The sequence below is a fragment of the Pseudodesulfovibrio hydrargyri genome, from assembly GCF_001874525.1.
Taxonomy (GTDB): Bacteria; Desulfobacterota; Desulfovibrionia; order Desulfovibrionales; family Desulfovibrionaceae; genus Pseudodesulfovibrio; species Pseudodesulfovibrio hydrargyri.
Genome location: NZ_LKAQ01000004.1, coordinates 350008 through 375889 on the forward strand (window position 1 = coordinate 350008; position 25882 = coordinate 375889).

Consider the following 25882-nt stretch of genomic DNA (forward strand, 5'->3'; position numbering starts at 1 on the left):
AGATGACGTTAACGATTTCGCAAGGATAAGAATGCTGTACTTTCTGGGCAACTGTCAAATGGATTTCCTGTCCCGGTCCGTGGCCGGGCTCGGCCTGCCCGTCGGACACTCCGAGCTGGCCTCGCCCATGACCCACGCCAGCCACCCGGACGGAATCCCGCCCGCCCTGGTCCGGCTGGTCCGCGAGCACGGCCTGGCCGACGCCTTCAACGGGCGGCGGCCGGAAGACCAGTTCGGCCTGCCCGGGCAGGAAAACGAGCCGCCCGCCCTGCTGGTCCTGAACCTGTTCCACGAGACCGTTCCGCTCTTTTTGCACGAACGGGACGGGTTCATCTTCCACATGAACCCGGCGGCCTGGCGCGCCGATCCGGCCCTGGCCGCCTGGGTGGAAACGAACTGCCGCCCCATCGCGCCCAACCCGGCCACCTATCTGAAACGGTTCGGCCAGTTCCTCGCCCACATCCGCGGGCGGCTGCCGGACACGCCCATTCTTCTGGCCACCCGCCTGAACCACTATCCGGCCTTTGGCCCGGCCCCGCACTCCTACCTGGAGAGTTGGCCCGCCCTGAGCCGCGAGGCCAAAGCCCATTATGCGGCCTGGGAACGAGAACTGGGCGTGCGCCTGTTCGACGTGAACCGCGTGTTCGGCGGAATCTGGAGGGAATCCGGCGAGGGCATCGAAGCGCACTGCCCGTTTCTCAAGATCGAGCTGGAAGAGCGCGACGGAACCGTGGTCGGCCTGCGCGCATCGCGGGACGTGGAGCACATCGGCCCGCTGTGGGCCCGGCTGGCCGACAAAGTCGCGGCCTTCATGCAGACCGGGGAGATCGGCTACGATGCGGCGGAGACCGCGGTGCCCGAGTGGAACCGGCCATGGCAGCCCACGATCCTGGACGACGAGGCGGTCATCGACCGTTTCGCCAGCGAACGCAACTACCCCTGGGCCGAGGCGGTGGGCAGCTTCTTCATGGACCTCTCCCGCGACCGCACCCCGCTTTTGGCCGCGTCCGGCGAGTTCATGCCCGTGTGCCACAACACCCTGCACATGGTCCGCGCCTACGGCCGTATTTTCAGGAACCCGCTGCTGGCCACCTTCTGCGACACCCACCGCCCGGCCGCCGAGGCCTTCACCGACAACGGCCCCCTGTACCGAACCGACTATCTCACCCGCCTGGACGAGATCCGGGCGCACGCCTTGAGCTAGCGGATTCGGCGGGGGAAGCCGCGCAAAAGCCAAAGACCGGTTCGGCGTCGCCGAACCGGTCCTTTTAGCGTGTTTCAGTGCCCGTGGGGTCAGTTGCCCTGAATGAATTCGAGAATGTCCTTGTTGATGACGTCCGCATGGATCGTGGCCATGCCGTGGGGGTATCCCGGATAGGTCTTGAGCGTTCCGTTCTTGAGCATCTTGATCGAACGCATGGCCGAGTCCTTGATCGGCACGACCTGGTCGTCCTCTCCGTGCATGACCAGGGTGGGAACGTCCATCTTCTTGAGATCCTCGGTGAAGTCCGTTTCCGAAAAGACCTTGACGCAGTCGTACTGGGCCTTGACCCCGCCCATCATGCCCTGGCGCCACCAGTTGAGGACCACGCCCGGTTGCGATTCCACGTTGTAGCGGTTGAATCCGTAGAACGGCCCGGAAGCGACGTCATGGTAGAACTGCGCCCGGTTTTTGAGCAGTTGCTCGCGGAAGCCGTCGAACACCTCGATGGGCGTCCCTTCGGGGTTGCCGTCGGACTTGACCATGATCGGGGGCACCGCGCCGAGCAGGACGGCCTTGGCTACCCGGCCCTTGTCGGCCCCGGCCACGTACCGGGCGACCACCCCGCCGCCCGTGGAATGGCCGACCTGGACGGTGTCGCGCAGCCCCAGCTTGTTCACCAGTTCGGCGGTATCCGCCGCGTAGTGGTCCATATCGATACCGTCCCCGACCTGCGTGGAACGGCCGTCGCCCCGGCGGTCGAAGGCGACGACGCGGAAGCCCTTGTCCAGGAAGTAGAGCATCTGCGAATCCCATTCGTCGGCGGTCAAAGGCCATCCATGATGGAACACGATCGGCTGCGCGGACTCGGCCCCCCAGTCCTTGTAATAGATATCCACGCCGTCCTTGGTCTGCAATATAGCCATGGTCAAATCTCCTTTGGTTTGCGAAAGCGCTTCCACCCGGGTTCACGCTCCCGATGGAAACAATGGAAAGGACACCATACCATGGCTTGGATAAAAAATCTCGTCGTTCCCACGATAAAGGCGAACTCTTGGCGGAGCGCCGGGCAGGTCAGCGGTTATCCGGGGTAGCGGGAAGCGATGCGCACTCGCCACGACCACCTGCCGACGGCGGCAAGCGCCCCTCTACTGAACAAACTACTTGGCCGACCCGAACGAAATCGGCGCACGCACTAGACTGCGGGATCACCCCCTGCCGTCGAGGGAGGAGCGAAAAAACACCGCGAAACAACAGCCCCGTATCAAACGGGACCTGTACTTTCATGTTTGTTTCTTCAGCTCCGGATGGCGGACGTAGAAGCCTTCCAGAGGTTCCAGGGGGAGTGCCGCATCGAGGACACATCCCGTCCCGTTTCGGATTAAGCAGATCCCCCGCAACTCCGCCTTGTCATTAGGGTGAATCAGACGCTATTGCCGCAGCAGTCACCGCACAAAAGGCGAACAGAAGTGCAAAAGAGCCAATGAGGGCAGTGAAAACCATCATGAGCGGAGAGGTTGAATGCCATATGTTCAGCAAATAATTGAACAGAACATATAAAGAAATGGCCGAGACAATGAAACCGATTTTCCAGGCTCCCTTCAATCTCCGATATTCACCTGTGGCCACCTTGACGAGAAGCGGAGAAAAGACGGTATACGCTCCTGAAAAAAACAAGACGTCCAAAACCCGAATAGAAATCGCCGATTGTCCCACATGGGCGGCGATTCCCAACAGAATGGATAGAGTCAGGAAAACAAGCAACAACAAGAGCGAGTATCGTATGCTTCTCCAAGAAGCCATTGAACCAACATACTCTCGGATCGTAGGGGATTCCCCATTGGTTATAGCGATCAAAAGTGGTGAAGCCAAAAACGCGAATACGACCAGCGCGAAAGGTTTTTTCTCCAAAATGACCACCATGAAAAAGAATACTATTCCCGCAAAAAATATCACACGGCTGTTGCTCAACAACCGAGTAGCGATAAACTGTAACATACGCACCTCAAAAGGGGGCTGACGACAGGATTCGCCGCCAACCCCGTCATGTCATTTCTTCCATGTCTGATTGTAGTATTCGTCTATTTTCTCACCGCGTTTGCCGAACCGACCTTCTTGTATTTCTTCAATCCGCTCATCGTATTTCCCAATACCATTTTCCCAGATGCGTGTTCCAGCCTCCATGAGGACATCCTTCACGCCTCCGCCTGGGGGGAGAAAACGATCCGCCACTTCTCTACCAGCTTTATTGATTGTGGGGGCTGCTCTCAATAAGGGGCCAACGAATTGCCCCCACAATCCCAATTGGTCGTTACTATTAACCGGGTCGTCCAGACAATACCCGTACCAATCCGGGTCGCCGCCCTTGTCCCCGATGGGGTCCGGCGCGGTCCATCTGCAGGTCCTGACGTCGTAATCCCGCCAGCCGAAGCGGACGAAGCCCAGGTCCCGATCGTGCAGGCCGCCCGCGAAACCTATGGGCAGGCGCAGGCCCGGGTTGGTGTCCTCGATGATGTCGCCGAACGGGCCGTACAGCACTTCCTTTATCACGTTGTCGTCCACATCGACACCCACCGCCCCACAGCCGGGGCCTTCACCGACAACGGCCTCCTGCACCGAGACGACTACCCGGCCCGCCTGGACGAGATCCGGGCGCACGCCTTGAGCCTGCCGGGGCACGGCAGGTCGTGCCACGGTCATTGCGGGGAGGTAGGGAAACACCGCAAAACAACAGGCCCCATATGAAACGGGGCCTGTACTTTCATGCTTGTTTCTTCAACTCGGGATGGCGCGCGTAGAAGCCTTCCAGAGGTTCCATGGGAGTACCGCATCGAGGACACATTCCGTCCCTTGCTTTGGCAAGAGGCAGTGCGGTTTCGCAATGGGGACAAATAAAGACCTTTTTGTAATCCCGTTGCCCCTTGCGGCAAGACAGAAGCAACATAACCAAGCCCAGAAGGGAAATGCCAATTCCCAACGGAATGTTGTATGCGCTTTGATCCCAACAGTAGCCGTACCAGCAAGCGGTAGGGGAAAGGATGGTCATGACACCCCATGCGAGGTTAACGACCCCAAACGCCAGAAGGAATATGTTTATTTTTCTCTTTTTGCTCATTGGCTACATCATTCCGTTTTCCATATCGATCTTTGATCTCTTTAGCCAAGAATTTACCAGCAGTAACCAGTTGTCCTTCCGGTGTCTCCGGCGGCAAATTTGGATCAACAATATCCTTGCCAATCCTTGCGGCCTTATCAATTTTATCCGGGTTTGTTCTGGCCCAGTCAAGACCGGCCTTGGTGATTTCACCGCCCTTGCTCACCGCGGCCTTCGCCGCATCGCGTCCCTGGCGGATCAGTGTCGGGGCCGCACTTATGACAGCCGGTGCAGCCTCGACGGCTTCGGCAGCGCCGGCCGCTCCAGCCGCCATGGCCGAATTGATCGCAGCGGCACCGGCATACCCCCGGGCAGCTCCTTTGGTCGCCTTTAACGGATCATCCTTGTTTTTACCTGCCAGCGCCCCCAGCCCATCGGCCCCAAGTCCTGCCAACGTCGTTCCTATACCGGCAATGCCGGTCGCCCCCGCAAGACCTATAAGCAAAGGTACAAACAACCCCAGCGGATCAGTCTTATTCACCGGATCATCCAGGCAATACCCGTACCAGTCCGGGTCCCCACCCTTCTCCCCAATCGGATCAGGCGCGGTCCATCGGCCGGTCCTGACGTCGTAGTCGCGCCAGCCGAAGCGGACGAAGCCCAGGTCCCGGTCGTGCAGGCCGCCCGCGAAGCCTATGGGCAGGCGCAGGTCCGGGTTGGTGTCCTCGATGATGCCGCCGAACGGGTCGTACAGTACTTCCTTTATCACGTTGTCGTCCACGTCGGCAACAACGCGCAGGGAACCGACCTGGTCGTAGAACAGCCCGGCCACCTCGCCGTCGTCGCGGCGCATGGCGAAGGGCGTGCGCTCGCCGTCGCGGTAGGCGAACTCGTATTGGTGCCGCCCGTCATAAAACGCGGCCAGGCGCACGAAGTCGAGCCATTGATAGGCCTCCACGAGTTGGCCGTTCAGGTATTTGGCAACCCGCCGCCCGTCCTCGTCGTGGGCAAAGGTGAAGGCCTTGTCCCGGTCCTCCTCTTCGGCCTTGAGCAGCCGGTAGTCCGCGCGTATTCGTACAAAGTGTACACCCCCTTGTCCGACCAGATGGACCGGAACCCGCGCTCGTCGTGCGAATACTGCCCGCCCCCCGCGCGCATCAGCCGGTTGTCCGGGGTGTACTGGTAATCCCGATAATTCGCCCCGGCCGTGGCGGGCAGGTAATCCCGCACCCTACGCCCCTCGCGGCCGTACCAGCACTGGCAGATCAGCCGCCCGTCCAGCTTGGCCTCGGCCAGCCGTCCGCTGTCGTCAAACGCATAGGCCCAGGTGGACTTGCGCCCCCTGACCGTCTCAATTTTCTCCACAATGCGCCCGTCCGGGCCGCGCCTCAGTTGGCAAAGATAAGGTGCTGTCACGGCGACCTCCGTTGGCTTCGTTCCCGAGGCCCGTCCCCGGGAATCCAAACCAGCATACCCCCGGTTTTCGCCAACACCCTGGTTTGTCGGAGAATGACGCCCAAAAGCACCCGATAAGCATAAAAAAGCAACTTGACAGGGGAAGAGAATGCCTCCGGCGGCCAGAGGGGGGGCCTCTTGGAAGAGGCCCCCCCTCTGGACTCCCCCTCCAGAACTTTTTGTATGCCTTCGGCAAGGACGTGCGGACGCAACAATACGGCCTCCGGCTCCAAAAGCTGAAGCACCGTAACCCGCCCCGCCGGAGGCGGCGACATAAAGTTTAGGAAGGATAGGGGGATGGGGGTCCGGGGGAAGGGGGAAAGGGAAGCCCTTTTCAAAGGGTTCCCTTTCCCCCTTCCCCCGGCCGCCGGAGGCAGCCTGCCCCGCCGCTAGCGGCGGGTGAGGCCGTACTTCTTGAGTTTGTACTGCAGGGTGCGGCGGCTGATGCCGAGGGCTTCGGCGGTGCGTTCGCGGTGGTTGCCGTTTTCCTCGAGGGCCTGGATGATGGCCTGTTTCTCGGCCTCTTCGAGGTTGGCGGGCGTGGGCGCGGGGCGGCCGACGTGGTTGAATTCCATGTCGATGACGTTTTCGCGCGCGCCGGTGATCTGGGGCGGCAGGAGGTCCGGGCCGAGCGCATCGGACCGGGACAGGATCAGGGCGCGTTCGAGCACGTTTTCCAGCTCGCGGACGTTGCCGGGCCAGTCGTAGCCGGACAGGGCGTCGAGGAAGGCCGGGGTGACGGTGCGGATGATCTTGTTGTTCTTGTTGCCCAGCCGCCGGAGCAGGAAGCTGACCAGCAGCGGCAGGTCCTCCTTGCGTTCGCAAAGGGGCGGAATGCGGATTTCGAGCACGGCCAGACGGTAGTAGAGATCCTCGCGGAAGCGGCCCGCCTCGACCTCTTTTTTCAGGTTGCGGTTGGTGGCCGCGATGATCCGGGTATCCACCTGGACGGTGCGCACCGAGCCCAGCGGCTCCACGGTCTTTTCCTGGAGGGCGCGCAGCAGCTTGGCCTGGAGCGGAGCGGGCATTTCGCCGATCTCGTCCAGGAACAGGGTGCCGCCGTCGGCCAGCTGGAACCGGCCGGGCTTGTCCTTGACCGCGCCGGTGAAGGCGCCCTTTTCGTAGCCGAAGAGTTCGGACTCGAGGAGATCGTCGGGCAGGGCCGCACAGTTGACCTTGATGAGGGGCTTGTCGGCCCGCAGGCTGGCCTTGTGCAGCCCTTCGGCCACCAGTTCCTTGCCGGTACCGCTGGGGCCGAGGATGAGCACCGTGGCCTCGGTGGGCCCGGCCTGGCCGACCAGGTTGCGGACCAGCTCGATGCCGGGGCTGGCCCCGATGAAATCCGGCTCGCTGCCCACCTCGGCGCGCAGCCGGGCGTTCTCGTCGAGCAGCTTGTGATATTCGAACGCCTTGCCGAGCACGGCGGTCAGCTCGTCGTTGTCCGCGGGCTTGGTCAGGTAATCGAAGGCCCCGCGCTTCATGGCGTCCACGGCGCTGCCCACGGAACCGAAGGCGGTCAGCAGAACCACGGGCATGGAGGGCCGCCGGACCTGGAGCTCCTTGAGCAGCTGCATGCCGTCCATGCCGGGCATCTTCATGTCCACCATGGCCACGTCCGGGTAGGTGTCGGACTCGGCCTCCTCGGCCAGCACGGTCAGGGCGCGTTCGCCGGATTCGGCCTCGAGCACGGTCCAGCCGTCGTCTTCGAGCACGGCGCGGACCATCATGCGATGGCCCGGCTCGTCGTCGACGATCAGCGCGATACGTTCTTCGTTCATGACTTCTATTCCTTATCTGCCGAAGGCTGCGGATCCGGGAAGAAGAGCTTCATCTCGGTCCCCCGGCCCTGTTCGGATTCGATGATTACCCGGCCCTTGTGGGCGCGCATGATGTTCTGGACGATGGCCAGCCCCAGCCCGGTGCCGGTCTTCTTGCCGGTGACGAAGGGCTTGAACACCTCGTCCCGGATGATCGGGTCCATGCCCGGCCCGTCGTCGGCCACGATGATCCAGACGCCTTTGTGGCCGCGCATGGAGACCAGCCGGACGTGGCCGGGCTTGTCGCAGTCGGCGCAGCCCTGGATGGCGTCCAGGCTGTTGGAAATGAGATTGAGCAGGACCTGCCGGAGCGCGTCCGGGTCGGCCCAGACCGGCTCGGGCCCGAAGTCGAACTCCGGCTCGATGAGCTTGTCCTCGAAGTCGAAGCGCATGAGCTGGCGAAGGGAGTCGCCGACCTTGGCCAAGTTGATGAAGGACGGGTCCAGCTGGCGCGGCCGGGCCAGGTAGAGCAGGTCCGTGACCACGCGGTTGAGGCGGTCCGCCTCCTGGACCATGGCCGCCGCGTACTGGTCCAGCGGGGCCTGGCCCTTGAGCTTGGTGGCGAAGAGCTGGGCGAAGCCGCGCAGGGAGGACAGCGGGTTGCGCACTTCGTGGGCCACGCCCGCGGCCAGCGAGCCGATGGCGGCCAGACGCTTGGCCTCGTTCAGGTCCTCCTCCAGGGAACGGATCTGGGTACGGTCGCGGATGAGCACCAGCTTCTGGGCCTGGTCCGGCCCGTCGCTCCCGCCGTATTCCTGGAAGGGCAGGAAAAGTATCTCCAGCTGGCGGCCCTGGTAGTCGAACTGCTCCCACTCCACGGGCCCGGACGGCTGGTTCTCGTTGGTCTGCAGGCCGAAGTCGAAGTCCTGCCAGTAGACGCCCACGATCTCGGGCGGCTGCGGCGGCCCTTCCTCGCCCTTTTTCGCGGCATTGCCCCTGGCCCCAGACTCGGCGTCCCCCCCGTCGGATTCCTCGTCCGGCTCCGGGGCGAGCAGCTGGCGGGCCGAGCGGTTGGCGGCCAGGATTTCGCCGTCCTCGGCCAGGGTGACCAGGCCGTCGGGCATGTTGTCCAAAAGCTTGTTCTGGAAGCGCTCCAGGCGGATCAGCTTGCGGCTGGCCCCACGGCGGCGCAGGTAGGCGAACGCCAGGGACCAGAGGACCACGGCGGCCAGAAAGACGTAGCCGGTCTGGTAGGTGGCGGCCTGTCGGTACTGGCGGAACTGGCGCATGTGCTTTTCCGCGTTCAGGCCGACCACCAGGTAGACCTGAGACTGGGTGGTGTCGAACATCATGCCCGGCCCCATGTCCTCCATGCGGCCCTGGTCCAGGCTCGGCGCGCCTTCCTGGCCGGTCACGCCGAGCAGGGCCGCGATGCCGGAGCGGACCTGGAGCCCGGACAGGAGCACGCTGGTCTTGTCCACCTCGGCCATGACGTGCCAGGCGCGGCCGGGCTCGATGTCCTCGGCCACGGCCTCGGGCAGCTGGAAGATGGGGTGCTTGCCCTTCTTGACCGAGGTGACGATGGGCCGCCCGGCCCGGTTGAACAGGGTCACGAATTCGATGTCGTCGGACTTGGCCAGCTCGGTGAAGAGCTCCTCGGTCATGGTCCGGAACAGGGTCGAGGACTGGTTGCCCATGCGCAGGGTGCGGGCGATGCGGAAGATGTTGTTGTCCACGCCGCGCAGGATGGAGTTGCCGGTCATGACCATGTGGTCCTCGACGATCCGCCGCTGCTGCGCGATGGACTGCCAGGTCAGGTAGAGGCTGCCCAGCCCCAGCACGATGAGCGCCAGGACCAGGGCGACCAGGGGCCCCTTCTCCCTGCCTTCCGGGTGAACTACATCCATATTCGGCTACTCGCCCTTGACGATAAGGTAGATGTCCCTGGGCGACATGTCGTACGCGCCCGCCAGTTCCTTGAAGGTGGACGCCGGGCCGGCCTCGATGCCCGCCCGCCCGAGCCTGGCCAGGACCTCTTCCTGTTCCAGGCCGTAGGTCGTGCACACGGCGGAGACCGTCAGTTTGCCGGTGCCTTCGGGCGGCTGGGCGGGCATCATGGAAAAGGGATCGCCCCCCTGCCCGGAGCGGATGATGTCGTAGACGTGCTGCGGGCTCACGCCGCGCGACCGGGCGATGTCCTGGATCAGGGAGTTCTCGTTGATGGACGAGTCGAACCCGGCCTGGTGCAGGGTGGTCACGGCCATGTCCACGTCCAGGCCGAGGAAGCCGCAGAACTTCTTGAGCGGACTGGTCTCGGCGTGCCCGTACGGCGGGTTGCCGTAGGTCTCGGTGGCCTGTTCCTTGATCCGCGCGCCGTAGTCGAGCAGCGTGCTCATGGGCGGCACGCCGATGAGCGTGCCCGCGAAGACCAGGAAGACCAGGATGAAGCTGACGATCATGGGGCCGGTCATGACCACCATCTCGCGCGTCCGGTTCTTCATGTAGTGCGTCAGCGGCTTCCAGTTGAGCCAGATGTGCAGGAGCAGGGCCAGGAGGAACAGGGTTCCCACCGTGGTATGCACGTCGCCCCACTGGGTCTTGGTCATGCCCAGCAGATGCCAATCGGCCCAGTAGGCCACGCGGCCCTCGGGCACGACGTACAGGATCACGCTGGTCAGGGTCGTGACCAGGAAGGAAAGAAGCGCGGTGAGGGACGTGATTTTTCGGAACATCCAAGGACCTCCTCAAAAAGATGGAGCGTTGCCGCCGATCCCCTGCACGCCCGCCATCGCCTGCAGATCGTCATTTGCGGGACAGGCGGCCCCACGCCGCCCATCCCGCAATATCCTGTTTTCCGGGTTATCGGAAATATCGGTCCGGTTCAACGGCCTAGTACATGCCCCGGCCCATGCCGTGCCCGTACATGCCGTGGCCGTCCATCATGCCCTGGCCGCCCATGCCGCGCCCCTGGAAGGGACCGTCGCCGTCGAAATCACGGCCGTACCCCGGTCCGGGGCAGGCGCCGAAGGCCGCGATGCCGGTGGTCTTGACCAGCTCGTCGGACATGGTCCCGCGCAGGTCGCGCATCTTGTTGCGCAGGCCGGAGATGTCGGTGACCAGCTTGGTGATGGCCTTCTCGTCGGCCTGGCCGCCGTTGATCATGGCCTGGAGCACGGACCGCTTGGCCCAGATCTGGTTGCGGACGGCCTCGAACTGGGGCTGGTACTTGTCGACCACGGCCTTGACCTCGGCCTGCTTCTCGGGGGTCAGCTGGCTGTACGCCGCGCCGAAGCCCGGTCCGCCGCACGGGCCTGCAAAGCCCCGGCCCGCATTGGGACCTGCCGCCGCGAACGCGGCCATGCCCAGGACCAGAACCGCTGCCAGGGCCGATATTGTGAAGGAATTCTTGGACATTTCGCTGCCTCCTAGAGTTATGCCGTCATGCGGCAGGAAGAAGAGAGTGTGTGTGATCTTCTTGCCACCCATGGAGCATCGCCTGTGCCATTCCTGCAACAACTTGTAATTGCACGATTTATTTTGCACAAATCGCATGCGATGCACTTTTTTGTGCATATATATGCACGCATTTTGCACACATCTTGTGCAAAGTGCAAGGGGCCGTTCCTTGCCAACGGCCCGGTACGTCGTGTTTTCTGGGGAAGAACGGGCGGCCGGGGGATACGGTATGCGAGCGTTCCCTTTCGGAGCGAGAAGTGATAGGTGGACCGGACCGACCTCCACTTCGAAACGAACGAGGAACCCCATGCCCAACAGACTGCCCTGGACGGAATATTTCATGCGCATCGCCCACCTGGTGGCCCAGCGCTCCACCTGCACCCGCCGCGCCGTGGGGGCCATCGCCGTGCGCGACAAGCGCATCCTGGCCACCGGCTACAACGGCGTGCCCACCAACATCGCCCACTGCGAAGAGGTCGGCTGCCTGCGCGACCAGCTCGGCATCCCATCCGGAGAGCGCCACGAGCTGTGCCGGGGGCTGCACGCCGAACAGAACGTCATCATCCAGGCCGCCACCAACAACCTGGACCTCAAGGGGTGCGACATCTACTGCACCACCAAGCCCTGCATCCTGTGCACCAAGATGCTCATCAACTGCAGCGTGCAGAACATCTATTACGCCGAAAACTACCCCGACGAGCTGTCCGAGGCCATGCTCGAAGAGGCCGGAGTGAACCATGTCTTCATGGCAGGCGACTTCCGCTAGCGAAACGTTCATGGAGCGGGCCGTGCGCCTGGCCCGGCTCGGCCGGGGGCCCACCGCCCCGAACCCGTGCGTCGGGGCCGTGCTGGTCCGCGACGGCGCCGTCGTGGCCGAAGGCTGGCACACGAAGTTCGGCAAGCTCCACGCCGAGCGCGAATGTCTGGCCGACGCCCGCAGCAAGGGCGTGGACCCACGCGGGGCGACCATGTTCGTCACCCTGGAGCCGTGCAACCACCACGGCAAGACCCCGCCGTGCACCGAGGCCCTGATCGAGGCGGGCGTGGCCGAGGTGGTGGTCGGCGTCCGCGACCCCAACCCGGTGGCGGCCGGCGGCGTGGAAAAGCTCCGCAGCCATGGCATCGAGGTCACCGTGGGCGTGCTCGAACAGACATGCCGGGACCTCATCGACGACTTCCTGCTCTGGCAGAACACCCATTCGCCCTACAACATCCTGAAAATGGCGGCCACCCTGGACGGCAGGATCGCGGCCAGGACCCGCAGGCCAGAAGCGGTCTCCTGCGCCGAATCCTTCGCCCGGGTCCACGACCTGCGCTCGAGAGTGGGCGCGGTCATCGTCGGCGGCAACACCTTCTACGCCGACAACCCCAGCCTGACCTGCCGCAAGGAGGGCCTGCCCACCGACTTCGTCCAGCCCTGGGGCGTGGTGGTCACCTCCCGGCTGCCCGAGGACCCGAGCCGCTTCACCCTGCTGCGCGAACGGCCCGAACGAACCATCTTCATGACCTCCAGGACCGCCGCCCACAGCCCCCAGGCCGACGTCCTGCGGCGGCGCGGCACCTCGGTCTGGCCCTTGCCCGGCCGGGCCGGAGCCCTGGTCCTGTCCTGCGGCTTCGAGCGGCTGCGCTACGACTGCGCCTGCCACTACACCCTGTGCGAGGGCGGCGGCCGGTTCGCCATGGCCCTCATCGAACAGGGGCTGGCCGACGAGATCGTCCATTTCGTGGCCCCGCGCATCCTCGGCGACGACGAGGCCCCCGCCGCCTACTCCGGCCGCGAGGCCCCGTCCATGGCCCAGGCCCTGGATTTCCGCATCGCCGACCTGGAGCCCGTGGGCACGGACCTGATGCTCACCCTGCGCAGCCGCTGACGGGCCGCCCCCCAAAGGGGCGAAGCTTGCCATATCCTCGCCGCTTGGCTACTATTATGTCATGATGGTAACCAGCCTCATCGCCGTGCCGCTGTTCGTCTGCCTGGTCCTGGCATCGCCGGGACTGGCGCATGAAACGGGCGATCCCGCCGAGGGACTCACCTATCTGACCGAGGAGTTCAGACCCCTGAACTATACGGAAAACGGCAGGCCCGCCGGGCTGTCCGTGGCTCTGCTCAAGCTGATCTGGCAGGAAATGCGCGTCCCGGAACAACCCATCCAGGTCATGCCCTGGCCACGCATCTACAACAGCGCCCGGCTGGACCACCGTGTGGTCATCTTCTCCATGTACCGGACCGCCGAGCGGGCGGACGGCTTCAAATGGGTCGGGCCCATCGTCAAGGGCAGGCTGTCCCTGTTCGCCCTGCGCTCCCGGCACCTCGAGGCCAAATCGCTCAAGGACATGGTCGGCCTGAGGATCGCCTCCCTGCGCGACATCGCGGCGGCCTCCAAGATGCTCGGGGCCGGTTTCCCCCTGGTCTACACCTCCAGTGCCCAACACGCCTTCCAGCTCCTTGAATCGGGCCGCGTGGACGCCATCGCCCTGGACGAATTCAAGTTCCGGCAGACCCTGGCGAACATGGACGCCTCGCCCGACGCCTTCGAGACGGCCCTGGTCCTGAGCGAGGACTCCCTGTACTACGCCTTCAGCCGGGACGCCCCGGACGATCTGGTGGCCCGGTTCCAGCGGGCCCTGGACGCGATCGTCAAGCGGCCGGTCTACCGCAACCTGCTCAACTTCTACGTATACTGACCCCGTCTCCTCACTCCACTTCGAGCTTGTCCCTCCCGTTACCGCCGCCCCGGCCGAACCTTAACCTTGTCTTAACCTTGTCGCTCGGGTAAAAATATCGCATGTGGCTTGCAAGGCTCATTGCCGCGCCGCTGTTCGTCGGCCTGTTCCTGGCCTCACCGGGCTTTGCGCAGGTTTCGAACGACCCCGCTGCGGGAATCACGTATCTGGCCGAGGTGTACAGGCCGTTCATCTATATGGACAAGGGCAGGCCCGTTGGCCTGGCCGTGGACCTGCTCAAGCTGCTTTGGCAGGAGATGAACGTTCCGGAGCAGCCCATCGAGGTCATGCCGTGGCCACGCATCTACGAGAGCGGCCAATGGAACAGGCACGTCGCGATCTTCTCCGTCTATCGGACCAAGGAACGGGAAAAACTCTTCAAATGGGTCGGCCCCATCGCCAAGGGGCGGCAGGGCCTCTTTTGCCTGTGCTCGCGGGGCCTCGAGATGAGGTCTCCCGGCGACATGACCGGCCTGGGAATCGCCTCCCTGCGGGACACGGCCTCGACCTCCAAGGTCCTTCAGGCCGGAATCATCCCGACCTACGCAGCCAATGCCGAGCATGCCGTCCAACTCCTTCGATCGGGACGCGTGGACGCCATCGCCCTGGATGAAACCCGCTTCAGGCGCACCATCGCCGCCATGGGGTTCTCCGCAAAGGATTTCGAGACCGCCCTGATCCTGAGCGAGGATCCCCTTTATTACGCTTTCAGCCCGGATGCCGAAGACACCCTGATCGACCGGTTCCAACGGGCCCTGGATGCGGTCACCAAGCGCCCGGTTTACCGAGCCCTGCTCACTTTCTACGCGGACCAGGGCTTGTAAAACCGCGCTGCCGCAGTCCGCGTCCCTTTTCCCGCTTGTCTTTCCTCCCGCCGTCGACTACCCCGTGACGATGCGCCGTATCCTTCCGCTGTTCCTCCTGATCGCCTTTGTCCTGCTCGCGGCCGTGCCGGCCCGGACCGGCGCGCTCACCGACCCGGCCACGCACCTGACCTACATGACCGAGCAGTACTGGCCCATGAACTACACCCGAGACGGGCGGCTCACCGGGCTGGCCGTGGAACTGCTCAGGCGCATGTGGCGGGAGATGGGTGTGCCGGAACAGCCCATCCAGCTGTTCCCGTGGCCCAGGGCCTACGACATGGGCCACGTCGATCCCCGGACCGTGCTCTTCTCCATGTACCGGACCAAGGGACGGGACCCGGACTTCAAGTGGGTCGGCCCCATCGTCCGGGGCAAGACCGAGGTCTTCACCCTGCGCTCCCGGCACCTGGGCGCGCGCTCCCTCAGGGACCTCGCCGGCTGGCGGCTTACCGCGGTGCGCGAAGTGGCCTCTGCCAATATCCTGCGCGACGCGGGCCTGCCGTACACCGGTTCCGGCTCCCCGGACACGGCCATCAAGATGCTGACCCGCGACCGGGTGGACGCCGTGGCCATGGACGCCATGCAGTTCCACCACTTCGCCGCCCGGCTGGGCTGCCCCACGGGCGAATTCAAGCCGGTCATGACCCTGTGCACCGACCCGCTCTATTTCGCCTTCAGCCGGGACACGCCGGACGCCCTGATCCGACGCTTCCAGAGAGCCCTGGACGCCGTCACCCACAGGCCCGGCTACCGGACGCTGCTCGACAAGTACCTGAACTGACGCCATAGATTTACAGCTACGGGTTCTCCTGCTACGGTCGAACATGCCGTTCCGTCCGCTCCACAGCCCGATACCCGCCACCGCCGGAACGGCGTTCGCCCTGGCCCTCCTCCTGCTGCTCTTCCCGCCGTTCCTCCCGGCCGTCGCCATGGGCGGCGCGTGTCCGGCCGACCGGCTGGCGGGCTACACCTGGCTGACCGAAGAGTACTACCCGTTCAACTACGAGGAGAACGGGGTCATGAAGGGGGTGGCCGTGGATTTGCTGCGCCTGGTCTGGGCCGAGCTCGGCACGCCCGAGCAGCCCGTGGAGTCCCTGCCCTGGGCCAGGGCCTACGCGCGGCTGAGACACGAACCCGCCACGGTGCTCTTCTGCATGGCCCGGACCCCGGAGCGTGAACGCGCCTTCCGCTGGGCCGGCCCCATCGCCTCGGTCCGCTTCGTGCTCATCGCCCGCAAGGACCGGCACATCCGCCTGCGATCCCTGGACGACCTCCAGGGATTGTCCGTCGGCACCCTGCGCGAGGACGTCCTGGACACCCTGCTCGCCGGGTACAAGACCCGGGCCAGCATCCAGCCCGTGGCCCGCATGCGCCAGAACATCGACAAGCTGATGACCGGACGGCTGGACCTGGTGGCCTACGAGGAAGGGAGCTGGCGCAAGATCACGGCCCGGGAGGGGCTGGACCCGGACGGTTTCGAAACCGTGTACGTCCTGCGGGAAACGCCGGTCTATTTCGCCTTCCACCCGGATACGCCGCCCGAGCTGGTGGACGCGTTCCAGGCCGCCCTGGACAAGGTCAAGGCAAGGCCCGGCTACCGGAAACTGCTCGACGCCTACCTGCGCTAGCCGCCGATTTACACCCGCTCCCCGGCCTGCTACAACGGCCGCATCCAACGCCTGAAACGAGGTATTTTGTATGTTCACCGGACTGATCATGGGCATGGGCCGCATCGAGGCCGTCGAGGCCAGGGGTTCCGAGACGCGCTTCCGCATCCGCCCCCTGTTCGAGATGGCCGACATCGAACTGGGCGAATCCATCGCCGTGAACGGCGCCTGCCTGACCGTGGAGACCTTTGCCGACGGCTGGTTCACCTGTTACGCCAGCCGCGAGACCCTGTCCGTGACCAGCCTGGGCTCCCTGCGGCCTGGCAGCACCGCCAACCTGGAACGGGCCATGGCCATGGGCGATCGCTTCGGCGGCCACATCGTGGCCGGGCACGTGGACTGCATGGCCGAAGTGGCCGAGGTGCGCCCGGCGGGCGAATCGAGGATATACCGCCTGTCCTTCGACGCGGCCCACGGCCGCTACGTCATCCCCAAGGGGTCGGTCACCCTGGACGGCATCAGCCTGACGGTCAACGACTGCGCCCCCACCTGGCTCGAGGTGAACATCATCCCCGAAACCCAGAAGGTCACGACCATCTCCGGCTGGACCCCGGGCACCAGGGTCAACATGGAAACCGACGTCATCGGCAAGTACGTGGAGCGGATGGTCCAGCCGTGGACCGGCGGTCCGGAAGCCGCCGAACCCGGCGGCATCACCATGGAGTACCTGCGGAAGAACGGCTTCTAGACGCGCCGTTCCTTGGTCCCCTCTAAAATGCGGGAAAGAGAAGCACGCCTTCGGGCGTGCTTTTTTGTGCCCGGAGGAGCGTCCGCGCATCCGCGTCCGGGCTTTTGGCTGTTTACCTTACATTGTTTTTCGCCTTTACGGCGACTTCCTTTTTTGCTGGCGCAGAAAAAAGGAAGCAAAAACGGCGCTGTGGTGCGAGCGCGGCGGCAACGGACCCAAGAGCCCGTAGGCGGCTTTCGCTGCCCGGATAGATGCCTGCTGCGCAGACTCGATCCGGTATGCGCTTCGCCGCCGGAGACGGGCTCTAGGGTCCGCTGCCGATTGCTGGCCTACGCATGAGTGTATCGGGCCGGGGCGTCTCGCTTGGCGTAAGACTCGGCAGGAGCGCGCTTCGACAACCGTGAAGCGACTCGGACGCTTGCGTCCGACAGCGACTCTCCCACTTACGAGTCGCAGCACACCCTCCCGCGTCCCGTCATACCTCTTCCCTTCACCCAAATCAGCCCTTGAACGGGAGGTTAGAAGCTGACCGCGAGGGACGGCGGCTCTTCGGATCGGAGCGAGCGCGGCGAGCCTCGATTCGGGAGTCGACCCGAGCGGATCAGCTTCTTGCCTCCCGCTCTCCGGGCGGCCGCCCCACCCCCCAGGCCCTTTTTTTCGTCTATTTTTTTGGGCCAGCAAAAAAATGGACCCCGCCGGGAGGGCATGGAGCATCGTGCGGGCGCAGCCCGCACGGCGGCTCTCGCGTGCCGCAGGCACGCTCTTCGCCGCCCGAAGGAGCATGCAACCCGCATACAAGTTATCCACACCCTATCAGTTCGGCATTCCGAATAAACTCAAAATCGTCGATATCCCGCGGAAATGAACAAATTCCCCGGCTCACCCTAAACATAACGATTTCACCGCCGATACGTATAAGGAAGCGCCGGGACCTTCCCGGCCTTGCAAAGAGCATCACAAGGGGCAAGCTGGCCCCGCCAAACCCGCATGGACGCGGGAGGGAGACAACGGTATGGCCATGGACGGCGATATTCTGTTTTCGATCATCACGCCCTCGGCCGGGAATCGGCCGAACGCCCTGCAAAACGCGGTCGCATCCGTGGAGCGGGCGGCCCGGTTCGCCGGACTGGAGCGCAACCAACTGGAAATTCTCATCGGGTTCGACGGGGCCAGGGGAAAGGCTCCTGCCTGCGACTTCCCTGTACGGACCTTCAGCCTGCCCGGGGACCACGACCAGGGACACGGGGTCCGCAACACCCTGCTCAAGCTCTCGGGCGGGGAAAAAATCCTCTTCCTGGACGACGACAACGTGCTCAAGCCGTGTTCCCTGAGCCGCTACCTGCACCACCGGGACGCCGAAATGGTCATCGGGCGCATCGACGCCCAGCTGGCCCTGGGCCAGCCCTGGCTGCCGGTCTTCGACGACGGGCCGCTGGTCCGGCCCGGCAACCTGGACCTGCTCTGCCTGTGCCTGTCGCGCAGGCTGGTGGTGGACCGCTGCGGCGGCTGGCGCTTCCGGGGCGAGTTCGACTCCTGCCAGCGGAACATGGCGGACTGGCACCGGCGGGCACGCAGCGTGACCGTCATCGAGGACGTGGTCGGCATCTTCGACGCCGGGCGCAGCCTGGACCACGCGGCCCTGTCCGCGCGGCAGAAGGCCCTGCTCGACGGACTCGTGGGTGAACGCGGCACGCCGCTTGCCCGACCCGCGGCGCGGCGCGCCCCGAGCCTGGCCCTGGCCTAGCGCCCTCGCGCAGACAGGCCCTCCCGCGCCCTCCGGCCACCCGGCCGGGGGGCGTAGGGGTGCGCCCTCTTTCCTTTTTTTCCCGATCCGGGTACGATACCGGAAAGCCTATCAGCGAAAAAAGGAAGTCAGCATGTCCCAGACCCTCAAAGGCCGCCTACGACAACAGGCCTGGCGGATTTTCGTGCTCCAATGCGGCCTGTCCCTGACCGTCGTCGTTTTCGCTCTGCTTCCCGCCACTTTGCTGCACGACCCAAGCTACACCATGGCCGCCCCGTTCCTGGCCGCCGTCCTGCTCCTGGGCATCACCGCGTTCTGCGGGACCCGGCTCATGCATCTGCTCGACGGGGCCCACGACAGGATCGCCGCCCTGACCACCCACGACGAGCTGACCGGCCTGCCCAACCGGAGCTGGTTCTTCGACCGGCTGGACGAGGAGATCGACCGGGCCGAGCGCTACGGCAACAAGCTCTCCCTGGTCATGGTCGACCTGGACCGTTTCCGGGCGGTCAACGACTCCTTCGGCCACCCGCTGGGCGACCTGGCCCTGGCCGAGGTGGCCCGGCTGCTGGCCGCCAACATCCGCACATCGGACGTGGTCGCCCGATACGGCGGCGAGGAGTTCATGATCATCCTGCCCGAGACCGACGCGGAACGGGCCGCCCGGGCCGCCGAAAAGCTGCGCGTGGTCGTGGAGGTCAACGACATCAGCCTGGAAGGCCCGGAGATCAAGGTGACCATCTCCTGCGGCGTGGCCGACCTCGCCTCGATCCACCCGCGGCGGGGCTCGCGGCGCGACGCACTGGTGGTGGCCGCGGACCGTGCCATGCACCGGGCCAAGCAGAACGGCCGCAACCAGGTGCTCGTGCACGCGGCCGAACACGAGCGCCAGCTCACCCTGGTCTGACCGACATCCGCCCGCACCCGTTGCCAACGGGCGGCCAATGACTATACTTGCGGGGAGCGGACGGAACGGTCCGGATCGCCCTTCCCGTTCCATCTTTTTACAACCATCTGATATACATACGATTTCACCAGGGAATTTTCCCCTTTCCCAGCGCAGCCATTTACGCTAAGTACATTGGTTCCCCGCCGGACGGCGTCGGGCGAGGATTTTCCGCACCCCTTACGGGGTAAACCATCATCGAGGTAGAAGCATGCCCCTCTGCAAAATCGAAGAAGCCATTGAGGATATCCGCCAGGGCAAAATGGTCATCATGGTGGATGACGAGGACCGGGAGAACGAAGGCGATCTGATCTGCGCCGCCGAGGCGGTCACGCCCGAGATCATCAATTTCATGGCCACGCACGCCCGCGGGCTGATCTGCCTGCCCATGTCCAACGAAATGGCCGACAATCTCGGCCTGGACCTGATGACCAAGAAGAACGAGTCCGGCTTCGGCACCAACTTCACGGTTTCCATCGAGGCGCGCGAGGGCGTAACCACCGGCATCTCGGCCAAGGACCGGGCCACCACCGTGCTGGCCGCCGTGACCGACGGGGCCGGGCCCGAATCCATCGTCACCCCGGGCCACATTTTCCCCCTGCGGGCCAAGGACGGCGGCGTGCTGGTGCGCACGGGCCAGACCGAGGGCGGTTCCGATCTCGCCCGCCTGGCCGGGTTCAAGCCCGCCGCGGTCATCTGCGAGGTCATGAACGAGGACGGAACCATGGCGCGCATGCCCGACCTGGAAATTTACGCCAAGAAGCACGGGCTCAAGATCTGCTCCGTGGCCGACCTGATCGCCTACCGCATGAAGTTCGACGGCAAGTCCGTGACCAAGGTGGGCGAGGCCCATCTGCCCACCCGCTGGGGCAATTTCGAGTCCGCCGCCTTTCACTCCGAGGCCGACGGCAAGACCCATATCGCGCTGTACATGGGCGACATCCACCCCGACGAGCCGACCCTGGTCCGGGTCCACTCCGAGTGCCTGACCGGCGACGTGTTCGGCAGCCTTCGCTGCGACTGCGGCCCCCAGTTGCAGGACGCCATGTGCATGATCCGCAACGAGGGCAAGGGCGTACTGGTCTACATGCGCCAGGAAGGGCGCGGCATCGGCCTGGGCAACAAGATCCGGGCCTACCACCTGCAGGACCAGGGGCTCGACACGGTCGAGGCCAACGTCAAGCTCGGCTTCCCGCCGGACATGCGCGAATACGGCACCGGGGCGCAGATCCTGGTGGCGCTGGGCGTATCCAAGATGCGCCTGATGACCAACAACCCCAAGAAGATGGTCGGCCTGGAGGGCTACGGCCTGGAAATGGTCGAGCGCGTGCCCATCGAGGTGGGCGCCTGCCAGATCAATGAGCGCTACCTCAAGACCAAGCGCGACAAGATGCACCACCTGCTCAAAGTGGACAAAGACTAAGGCCCCGGCAAGTTGACTTTTGGGGAACCGATAACATATTACACCGCTATATATTTCATACAGTAGGGAGATGACACCATGTCCGTGAAGACCATCGAAGGGATGCTGGACGCCAAGGGACTCAAGATCGCCATCGTGGCCGCCCGGTTCAACGATTTCATCGTCGACCGCCTGATCTCCGGTGCCGTGGACTACCTTGTCCGGCACGGCGCGTCCGAGGACGACCTGACCCTGATCCGCCTACCCGGCGCCTTCGAGCTGCCGCTGGCCGCCCAGAAGCTGGCGCGGTCCGGCAAGTACGCGGGCATCGTCGTGCTCGGCGCGGTCATCCGCGGCGGCACCCCGCACTTCGACTACGTGTGCAGCGAATGCGCCAAGGGCATCGCCCACGCGTCCATGGAGTCCGGCGTGCCCATGGGCTTCGGACTGCTGACCTGCGACTCCCTGGACCAGGCCATCGAACGGGCCGGAGCCAAGGCGGGCAACAAGGGCGTGGAAGCCGCCTCCGCCCTGCTCGAGACCGTCCGGGTCCTGGAGCAGATCTAACTCATGGGCTCGAAATCCAAGGGCAACAGGCCCGGCATCCGCAGGGTGGGACGCACCCTGGCCTTTCAGGTGCTCTACTCCACGCATTTCCTGGACAAGGAAAATCCCCTGGACATGGACACCCTGTTCGACCGCAACCCCATGGTCCTGGAGCAGGAATCCGAGACCGCGTGCGCGTTCGCCCGCGACCTGGTCATGGGCGTGAACGTGAACCTGCACGACATCGACAAGACCATCGAGGGCCACTCCCAGCACTGGAAGATCGAGCGCATCGCCATGGTCGAGTTGTCCATCCTGCGCCTGTCCCTGTACGAGATGCTGTTCACTGACATCCCGGTCAAGGCGGCCATCAACGAGGCCATCGAGCTGTCCAAGACCTTCGGCGACGACAAGTCCCGCTCCTTTGTGAACGGCATCCTGGACGGCGTGGCCAAGACCCTGAACCGCTCCTGATCCCCGGCCCCGGGCCACGCGAAACGACCACATCTTAGGATACACCATCATGGCATTAGGCAAATACTCCCCCGAGGACATCGAGAAGAAATGGCAGGCGATCTGGCAGGAGTCCGGCTGCTTCCAGGTCGAGACCGACCCGTCCAAGCCCAAGTACTACGTGCTGGAGATGTTCCCCTACCCGTCCGGCAAGATCCACATGGGCCACGTGCGCAACTACTCCATCGGCGACGTGGTGGCGCGCTTCAAGACCATGCAGGGCTTCAACGTCCTGCACCCCATGGGCTGGGACGCCTTCGGCCTGCCCGCCGAGAACGCGGCCATCAAGAACGAGACCCATCCGGCCACCTGGACCTACCAGAACATTTCCGAGATGCGCGAGCAGTTGCAGCGGCTGGGCTACTCCTACGACTGGCGGCGCGAACTGGCCACCTGCCGCCCCGAGTACTACAAGTGGGAGCAGCTGTTCTTCCTCAAGTTCCTGGAAAAGGGCTTGGCCTACCGCAAGGACTCCCCGCAGAACTGGTGCCCGACCTGCAACACCGTGCTGGCCAACGAGCAGGTGGAGGACGGTTTGTGCTGGCGCTGCGACACCGAGGTGGAGCAGAAGGACATGGAGCAGTGGTTCCTGCGCATCACCGACTACGCGGACGAACTGCTCGACGACCTCGGCTCCCTGGAGGGCGGCTGGCCCGAGCGCGTGCTGACCATGCAGCGCAACTGGATCGGCAAGTCCTACGGCGCGGAACTGACGTTCCAGGTCAAGGACCCCATCGGCGGCGAGAACGCGACCATCGACGTCTTCACCACCCGTCCCGACACGTTGTTCGGCGCGACCTTCATGTCCGTGGCCGCCGAGCATCCCATTGTCGAGAAGCTGATTGCCGACGCCCCGAACAAGGGTGAGATCGAAGCCTTCGTGACCAACATCCGGAACATGGACCGCATCAAGCGCGGAGCCGAAGATCTGGAGAAGGAAGGCGTGTTCACCGGCAAGTACTGCGTCAACCCGGTGACCGGCAAGGACATCCCCATTTACGTCGCCAATTTCGTGCTCATGGGCTACGGCACCGGCGCGGTCATGGCCGTGCCCGCCCACGACCAGCGCGATTTCGAGTTCGCCACCAAGTACAATCTGCCCAAGCAGGCGGTCATCAATCCGCCCGAGCTGCACGAAAAGGGCGAGAAACTCGACGCGGCCAACCTGACCGAGGCTTACTCCGCCCCCGGCTTCCTGATCCACTCCGGCGACTTCGACGGCATGCCCAACGAGGACGCCAAGAAGGCCATCGTCGAGCACCTGGACCAGTCCGGCAAGGGCAAGATGGCCGTCAACTACCGGCTCAGGGACTGGAACGTCTCCCGCCAGCGGTTCTGGGGCGCGCCCATCCCGATCATCTATTGCGACGACTGCGGCGCGGTTCCGGTGCCCGAAAAGGACCTGCCGGTCCTGCTGCCCGAGAACGCCCAGGTGCGCAAGGACGGCAAGTCGCCCCTGCCGGCCATGGAGGAGTTCGTCAACTGCGCCTGTCCCAAGTGCGGCAAGCCCGCCCGGCGCGAGACCGACACCTTCGACACCTTTTTCGAATCCTCCTGGTACTACATGCGCTACTGCGACCCGCGCAACGAGGACCGGCCCCTGGGCGCCGAGCACCTGGACTACTGGATGAACGTGGACCAGTACATCGGCGGCATCGAGCACGCCATCCTGCACCTGCTCTACTCCCGGTTCTTCACCAAGGCCCTGCGCGACTGCGGGTACGTCAGGAACGCCGAGCCCTTCGCCAACCTGCTGACCCAGGGCATGGTCCTCAAGGACGGCGGCAAGATGTCCAAGTCCAAGGGCAACGTGGTCGATCCGGGCGCCATGATCAACCAGTACGGCGCTGACGCCACCAGGCTGTTCATTCTCTTCGCCTCTCCGCCGGTCAAGGAGCTGGAGTGGTCCGATCAGGGCATCGACGGGGCGTACCGCTTCCTGTCCCGCCTGTGGCGGCTGGTGGAGGAACTGGAGGACGTGCTCACGCCCATGGCCCCGGCCTCCCACGGCAAGCCCGCGAGCGAGGCGGCCAAGTCGCTGCGCTTCAAGGAGCACGACACCATCCGCCGGGCCACCCGCGACATCGAGAACGAGTTTCAGTTCAACACGGTCATCGCGGCCATCATGGAGCTGGTCAACGAGCTCTACCAGGTCAAGGACGAACTGAAGGAAAACGATCCCTCGGCCCTGTCCTCGGCCATCGCCACGGCCGTGACCCTGCTCTCCCCGGTGGCCCCGCACATCTGCGAGGAACTGTGGGCCGCACTGGGTCACACCGTCCACCTGACCGGCCAGCCCTGGCCCGCCTATGACGAAAAGGCCCTGGTCCTCGACGAGGTGACCATGGTCGTCCAGGTCAACGGCAAGGTGCGCGGCAAGTTCGAGGCCCCGAACAACGCGCCCAAGGACGCGGTCGAAAAGCTGGCCATGGACCTGGAAAACGTCCAGAAGTTCATGGAAGGCAAAACCGTGCGCAAGGTCATCGTCATCCCCAACAAGCTGGTCAACATCGTGGTTGGCTAGACCGGGTACACATTGAAATGAAAAAGGCCGGGAGGTTCAACCTCCCGGCCTTTTGTTCTTTTGGATTGTCCGCAGGCGAAAAGGCGCACGCCCTCCTCGTCCGCCTCAGTTCCGCGGCTCGAAACGGAAATCCTTTGCCATGACAACCTTGCAGAAACGCCGGTCCAGGGTCTTGTTGTGGTGGGCCACGATCTGTTCGCCGGTGAGCACGCCGTTGTCGTAGGAGGTGTGGCCGTCGCCCACCAGCACGGACTCGTAGCCGTGGGCCAGGGCGCTGCGCACGGTGGTGTCCACGCAGCATTCGGTCTGCAGGCCGCAGAAGACCAGCTTTTTCGCGCCCAGGCTGTCCAAAATGGCCGTGAAATCGGTGTTCCAGAACGCGTCGTAGGAATGCTTGCGCGACACGGTGTCGCCCGGCCGCGGCGCGATGGCCGGATGGAAGAGCCAGTTGTGGCTGTCGGCCTCGAACTCGCTGCCCGCGCCCCTGGTGGTGTGCTGGACGTAGTGGACGGGCACGCCGCTTTCGCGGGCCGAAGCGATGAGCCCGGCAATGGTTTCAAGCACCCGTTCGCCTTCGAACGGGGGCATGCCCGGGGTCTCGAACATGATGTTCTGGACGTCGATGACGACAAGGACGGTCTCGGACATTTTCCCTCCGTGTTGCGGTGGATTGCCAAACCCCGTATTTCGACCATTCCGGCGGCTGCGTCAACCTCGGACGCCGGATCATTCCGCCGACCCGCTGGACCTTTGCGACGAATCCCTTTATCGTTTCTCATCACTGAACACCTGGAGTCTCTGATGTTCCTGCTTCGACATACGGCCCTTTTCCTGTTCCTCGCCCTGCTGGCCGGATGCGGCTATTCCTTTGGCGAAGGCGGCACCTCCGTGCTCAAGCCGCAATACCGTACCCTGGCCGTGGACGAGGTCCTGAACCCGACCACCCAGCCCTGGCTCGAATCGCGCCTGCGCAAGCTCTTGCGCGACGAGTTGCACAACCGGGGGACCATCGTCTGGGTGGACGACAAGGACCGGGCCGACGCCCTGATCACCATCGACATCGACCGGTACTACCGCCCCACGGCGGTGGAGGACGCCGACGAACGGACCTTGCTGTCCGAGGCCATCTTCCGGTTCCACGCGACCATCCGCTCGGCCACGGACAACTCCGTGATCTGGGATTCGGGCGAGATATCCGAGAACTGGCCCTTCGACTACGGCAGCGGACAGGAAGCGGACATGGAGGTCACCCGGCGCGGCATCCAGGTGCTGGCCGATCGCATGACCCAGGACTACTAG

General features: G+C 64.3%; 25 protein-coding genes. 15 read left to right on the top strand and 10 right to left on the bottom strand.

The features are described 5' to 3' along the window. Positions 1-31 precede the first annotated feature (31 nt). Positions 32-1204 (top strand): SGNH/GDSL hydrolase family protein, encoded by a 1173-nt coding sequence (locus BerOc1_RS06065; RefSeq protein ID WP_071544841.1) that lies wholly within the window; start codon positions 32-34, stop codon positions 1202-1204. Between the two features lie 89 nt (positions 1205-1293). On the opposite strand, the gene BerOc1_RS06070 is transcribed toward BerOc1_RS06065, so the two are convergent. The 9 genes from BerOc1_RS06070 to BerOc1_RS19040 form a co-directional block, all read right to left on the bottom strand. Continuing rightward, positions 1294-2127, bottom strand: a complete 834-nt coding sequence (locus BerOc1_RS06070; RefSeq protein WP_071544842.1) for an alpha/beta fold hydrolase — start codon at positions 2125-2127, stop codon at positions 1294-1296. A gap of 487 nt (positions 2128-2614) precedes the next feature. Continuing rightward, the gene (locus BerOc1_RS06075) at positions 2615-3199 is read right to left on the bottom strand and encodes a hypothetical protein (protein WP_071544843.1); all 585 of its coding nucleotides are present in this window, start codon (positions 3197-3199) and stop codon (positions 2615-2617) included. 51 nt (positions 3200-3250) lie between these two features. Continuing rightward, on the bottom strand, positions 3251-3895 hold the full coding sequence (locus tag BerOc1_RS19210; protein WP_242652881.1) for an RHS repeat domain-containing protein: 645 nt from the start codon (positions 3893-3895) through the stop codon (positions 3251-3253). 368 nt (positions 3896-4263) lie between these two features. Continuing rightward, the gene (locus tag BerOc1_RS19215; RefSeq protein ID WP_504109386.1) at positions 4264-5367 is read right to left on the bottom strand and encodes an RHS repeat domain-containing protein; all 1104 of its coding nucleotides are present in this window, start codon (positions 5365-5367) and stop codon (positions 4264-4266) included. Further along, a complete protein-coding gene (locus tag BerOc1_RS19220; RefSeq protein ID WP_242652883.1) occupies positions 5265-5660 on the bottom strand; it encodes a hypothetical protein in 396 nt (131 codons plus the stop codon). The genes BerOc1_RS19215 and BerOc1_RS19220 overlap by 103 nt, the downstream gene beginning before the upstream one ends. Before the next feature lie 479 nt (positions 5661-6139). Then, on the bottom strand, positions 6140-7528 hold the full coding sequence (locus tag BerOc1_RS06090; protein ID WP_071544845.1) for a sigma-54-dependent transcriptional regulator: 1389 nt from the start codon (positions 7526-7528) through the stop codon (positions 6140-6142). A gap of 5 nt (positions 7529-7533) precedes the next feature. After that, a complete protein-coding gene (locus BerOc1_RS06095) occupies positions 7534-9414 on the bottom strand; it encodes a two-component system sensor histidine kinase NtrB (RefSeq protein WP_071544846.1) in 1881 nt (626 codons plus the stop codon). Between the two features lie 6 nt (positions 9415-9420). Continuing rightward, positions 9421-10239 (bottom strand): DUF4405 domain-containing protein, encoded by an 819-nt coding sequence (locus BerOc1_RS06100; protein ID WP_071544847.1) that lies wholly within the window; start codon positions 10237-10239, stop codon positions 9421-9423. A 157-nt stretch (positions 10240-10396) separates the two neighbouring features. Beyond that, entirely contained in the window at positions 10397-10921 is a 525-nt protein-coding gene (locus BerOc1_RS19040; RefSeq protein WP_071544848.1) for a Spy/CpxP family protein refolding chaperone, read from the bottom strand. Positions 10922-11270: 349 nt separating this feature from the next. On the opposite strand from BerOc1_RS19040, the gene BerOc1_RS06110 reads away from it, so the two are divergent. The 13 genes from BerOc1_RS06110 to leuS all read left to right on the top strand — a co-directional run bounded on the left by BerOc1_RS06110 (position 11271) and on the right by leuS (position 24583). Next, positions 11271-11729: a deoxycytidylate deaminase gene (locus tag BerOc1_RS06110; protein ID WP_071544849.1), complete on the top strand. Its 459-nt coding sequence runs from the start codon at positions 11271-11273 to the stop codon at positions 11727-11729. Next, positions 11701-12834 (top strand): bifunctional diaminohydroxyphosphoribosylaminopyrimidine deaminase/5-amino-6-(5-phosphoribosylamino)uracil reductase RibD, encoded by a 1134-nt coding sequence (ribD, locus tag BerOc1_RS06115; RefSeq protein WP_242652885.1) that lies wholly within the window; start codon positions 11701-11703, stop codon positions 12832-12834. Before BerOc1_RS06110 ends, ribD begins: the two co-directional genes overlap by 29 nt. Before the next feature lie 61 nt (positions 12835-12895). Continuing rightward, on the top strand, positions 12896-13648 hold the full coding sequence (locus BerOc1_RS06120) for a substrate-binding periplasmic protein (RefSeq protein ID WP_071544851.1): 753 nt from the start codon (positions 12896-12898) through the stop codon (positions 13646-13648). Between the two features lie 101 nt (positions 13649-13749). Beyond that, positions 13750-14511, top strand: a complete 762-nt coding sequence (locus BerOc1_RS06125) for a substrate-binding periplasmic protein (RefSeq protein ID WP_071544852.1) — start codon at positions 13750-13752, stop codon at positions 14509-14511. Positions 14512-14575: 64 nt separating this feature from the next. Continuing rightward, positions 14576-15334 carry a substrate-binding periplasmic protein gene (locus BerOc1_RS06130; protein ID WP_165610791.1) on the top strand — a complete coding sequence of 253 codons (759 nt, stop codon included), beginning with the start codon at positions 14576-14578 and terminating at the stop codon, positions 15332-15334. Between the two features lie 43 nt (positions 15335-15377). Then, a complete protein-coding gene (locus BerOc1_RS06135; RefSeq protein ID WP_084641155.1) occupies positions 15378-16181 on the top strand; it encodes a substrate-binding periplasmic protein in 804 nt (267 codons plus the stop codon). A gap of 70 nt (positions 16182-16251) precedes the next feature. Next, positions 16252-16908 carry a riboflavin synthase gene (locus tag BerOc1_RS06140; protein ID WP_071544854.1) on the top strand — a complete coding sequence of 219 codons (657 nt, stop codon included), beginning with the start codon at positions 16252-16254 and terminating at the stop codon, positions 16906-16908. A gap of 1018 nt (positions 16909-17926) precedes the next feature. Continuing rightward, complete coding sequence (locus tag BerOc1_RS06145) at positions 17927-18652, top strand: glycosyltransferase family A protein (protein WP_165610792.1); 726 nt, start codon at positions 17927-17929, stop codon at positions 18650-18652. 133 nt (positions 18653-18785) lie between these two features. After that, positions 18786-19559, top strand: coding sequence for a GGDEF domain-containing protein (locus BerOc1_RS06150; protein ID WP_071544856.1), 774 nt, complete (start codon positions 18786-18788; stop codon positions 19557-19559). Positions 19560-19809: 250 nt separating this feature from the next. Beyond that, positions 19810-21021, top strand: a complete 1212-nt coding sequence (locus BerOc1_RS06155; protein ID WP_071544857.1) for a bifunctional 3,4-dihydroxy-2-butanone-4-phosphate synthase/GTP cyclohydrolase II — start codon at positions 19810-19812, stop codon at positions 21019-21021. A 78-nt stretch (positions 21022-21099) separates the two neighbouring features. Continuing rightward, complete coding sequence (gene ribH, locus BerOc1_RS06160; RefSeq protein ID WP_071544858.1) at positions 21100-21567, top strand: 6,7-dimethyl-8-ribityllumazine synthase; 468 nt, start codon at positions 21100-21102, stop codon at positions 21565-21567. A 3-nt stretch (positions 21568-21570) separates the two neighbouring features. Next, on the top strand, positions 21571-22020 hold the full coding sequence (nusB, locus tag BerOc1_RS06165; protein WP_071544859.1) for a transcription antitermination factor NusB: 450 nt from the start codon (positions 21571-21573) through the stop codon (positions 22018-22020). Between the two features lie 49 nt (positions 22021-22069). Beyond that, positions 22070-24583, top strand: coding sequence for a leucine--tRNA ligase (gene leuS / locus BerOc1_RS06170; RefSeq protein ID WP_071544860.1), 2514 nt, complete (start codon positions 22070-22072; stop codon positions 24581-24583). 105 nt (positions 24584-24688) lie between these two features. On the opposite strand, the gene BerOc1_RS06175 is transcribed toward leuS, so the two are convergent. After that, positions 24689-25231 carry a cysteine hydrolase family protein gene (locus BerOc1_RS06175; protein WP_071544861.1) on the bottom strand — a complete coding sequence of 181 codons (543 nt, stop codon included), beginning with the start codon at positions 25229-25231 and terminating at the stop codon, positions 24689-24691. Positions 25232-25384: 153 nt separating this feature from the next. Here BerOc1_RS06175 and lptE point away from each other — a divergent pair, with 153 nt between their 5' ends. Further along, complete coding sequence (gene lptE / locus BerOc1_RS06180) at positions 25385-25882, top strand: LPS assembly lipoprotein LptE (RefSeq protein WP_071544862.1); 498 nt, start codon at positions 25385-25387, stop codon at positions 25880-25882.

Bases quoted from the DNA above. Each gene is read 5' to 3' on its own strand.
- lptE (WP_071544862.1), top strand. From the start codon at position 25,385: ATGTTCCTGCTTCGACATACGGCCCTTTTCCTGTTCCTCGCCCTGCTG.
- nusB (WP_071544859.1), top strand. From the start codon at position 21,571: ATGGGCTCGAAATCCAAGGGCAACAGGCCCGGCATCCGCAGGGTGGGA.
- BerOc1_RS06135 (WP_084641155.1), top strand. From the start codon at position 15,378: ATGCCGTTCCGTCCGCTCCACAGCCCGATACCCGCCACCGCCGGAACG.
- BerOc1_RS06100 (WP_071544847.1), bottom strand. From the start codon at position 10,239: ATGTTCCGAAAAATCACGTCCCTCACCGCGCTTCTTTCCTTCCTGGTC.
- BerOc1_RS19040 (WP_071544848.1), bottom strand. From the start codon at position 10,921: ATGTCCAAGAATTCCTTCACAATATCGGCCCTGGCAGCGGTTCTGGTC.
- BerOc1_RS06075 (WP_071544843.1), bottom strand. From the start codon at position 3,199: ATGTTACAGTTTATCGCTACTCGGTTGTTGAGCAACAGCCGTGTGATA.
- BerOc1_RS06120 (WP_071544851.1), top strand. From the start codon at position 12,896: ATGATGGTAACCAGCCTCATCGCCGTGCCGCTGTTCGTCTGCCTGGTC.
- BerOc1_RS06095 (WP_071544846.1), bottom strand. From the start codon at position 9,414: ATGGATGTAGTTCACCCGGAAGGCAGGGAGAAGGGGCCCCTGGTCGCC.
- BerOc1_RS06110 (WP_071544849.1), top strand. From the start codon at position 11,271: ATGCCCAACAGACTGCCCTGGACGGAATATTTCATGCGCATCGCCCAC.
- BerOc1_RS06125 (WP_071544852.1), top strand. From the start codon at position 13,750: ATGTGGCTTGCAAGGCTCATTGCCGCGCCGCTGTTCGTCGGCCTGTTC.
- BerOc1_RS06145 (WP_165610792.1), top strand. From the start codon at position 17,927: ATGGACGGCGATATTCTGTTTTCGATCATCACGCCCTCGGCCGGGAAT.
- BerOc1_RS06140 (WP_071544854.1), top strand. From the start codon at position 16,252: ATGTTCACCGGACTGATCATGGGCATGGGCCGCATCGAGGCCGTCGAG.
- BerOc1_RS06090 (WP_071544845.1), bottom strand. From the start codon at position 7,528: ATGAACGAAGAACGTATCGCGCTGATCGTCGACGACGAGCCGGGCCAT.
- ribD (WP_242652885.1), top strand. From the start codon at position 11,701: ATGTCTTCATGGCAGGCGACTTCCGCTAGCGAAACGTTCATGGAGCGG.
- ribH (WP_071544858.1), top strand. From the start codon at position 21,100: ATGTCCGTGAAGACCATCGAAGGGATGCTGGACGCCAAGGGACTCAAG.
- leuS (WP_071544860.1), top strand. From the start codon at position 22,070: ATGGCATTAGGCAAATACTCCCCCGAGGACATCGAGAAGAAATGGCAG.
- BerOc1_RS06155 (WP_071544857.1), top strand. From the start codon at position 19,810: ATGCCCCTCTGCAAAATCGAAGAAGCCATTGAGGATATCCGCCAGGGC.
- BerOc1_RS06150 (WP_071544856.1), top strand. From the start codon at position 18,786: ATGTCCCAGACCCTCAAAGGCCGCCTACGACAACAGGCCTGGCGGATT.
- BerOc1_RS06070 (WP_071544842.1), bottom strand. From the start codon at position 2,127: ATGGCTATATTGCAGACCAAGGACGGCGTGGATATCTATTACAAGGAC.
- BerOc1_RS06175 (WP_071544861.1), bottom strand. From the start codon at position 25,231: ATGTCCGAGACCGTCCTTGTCGTCATCGACGTCCAGAACATCATGTTC.
- BerOc1_RS06065 (WP_071544841.1), top strand. From the start codon at position 32: ATGCTGTACTTTCTGGGCAACTGTCAAATGGATTTCCTGTCCCGGTCC.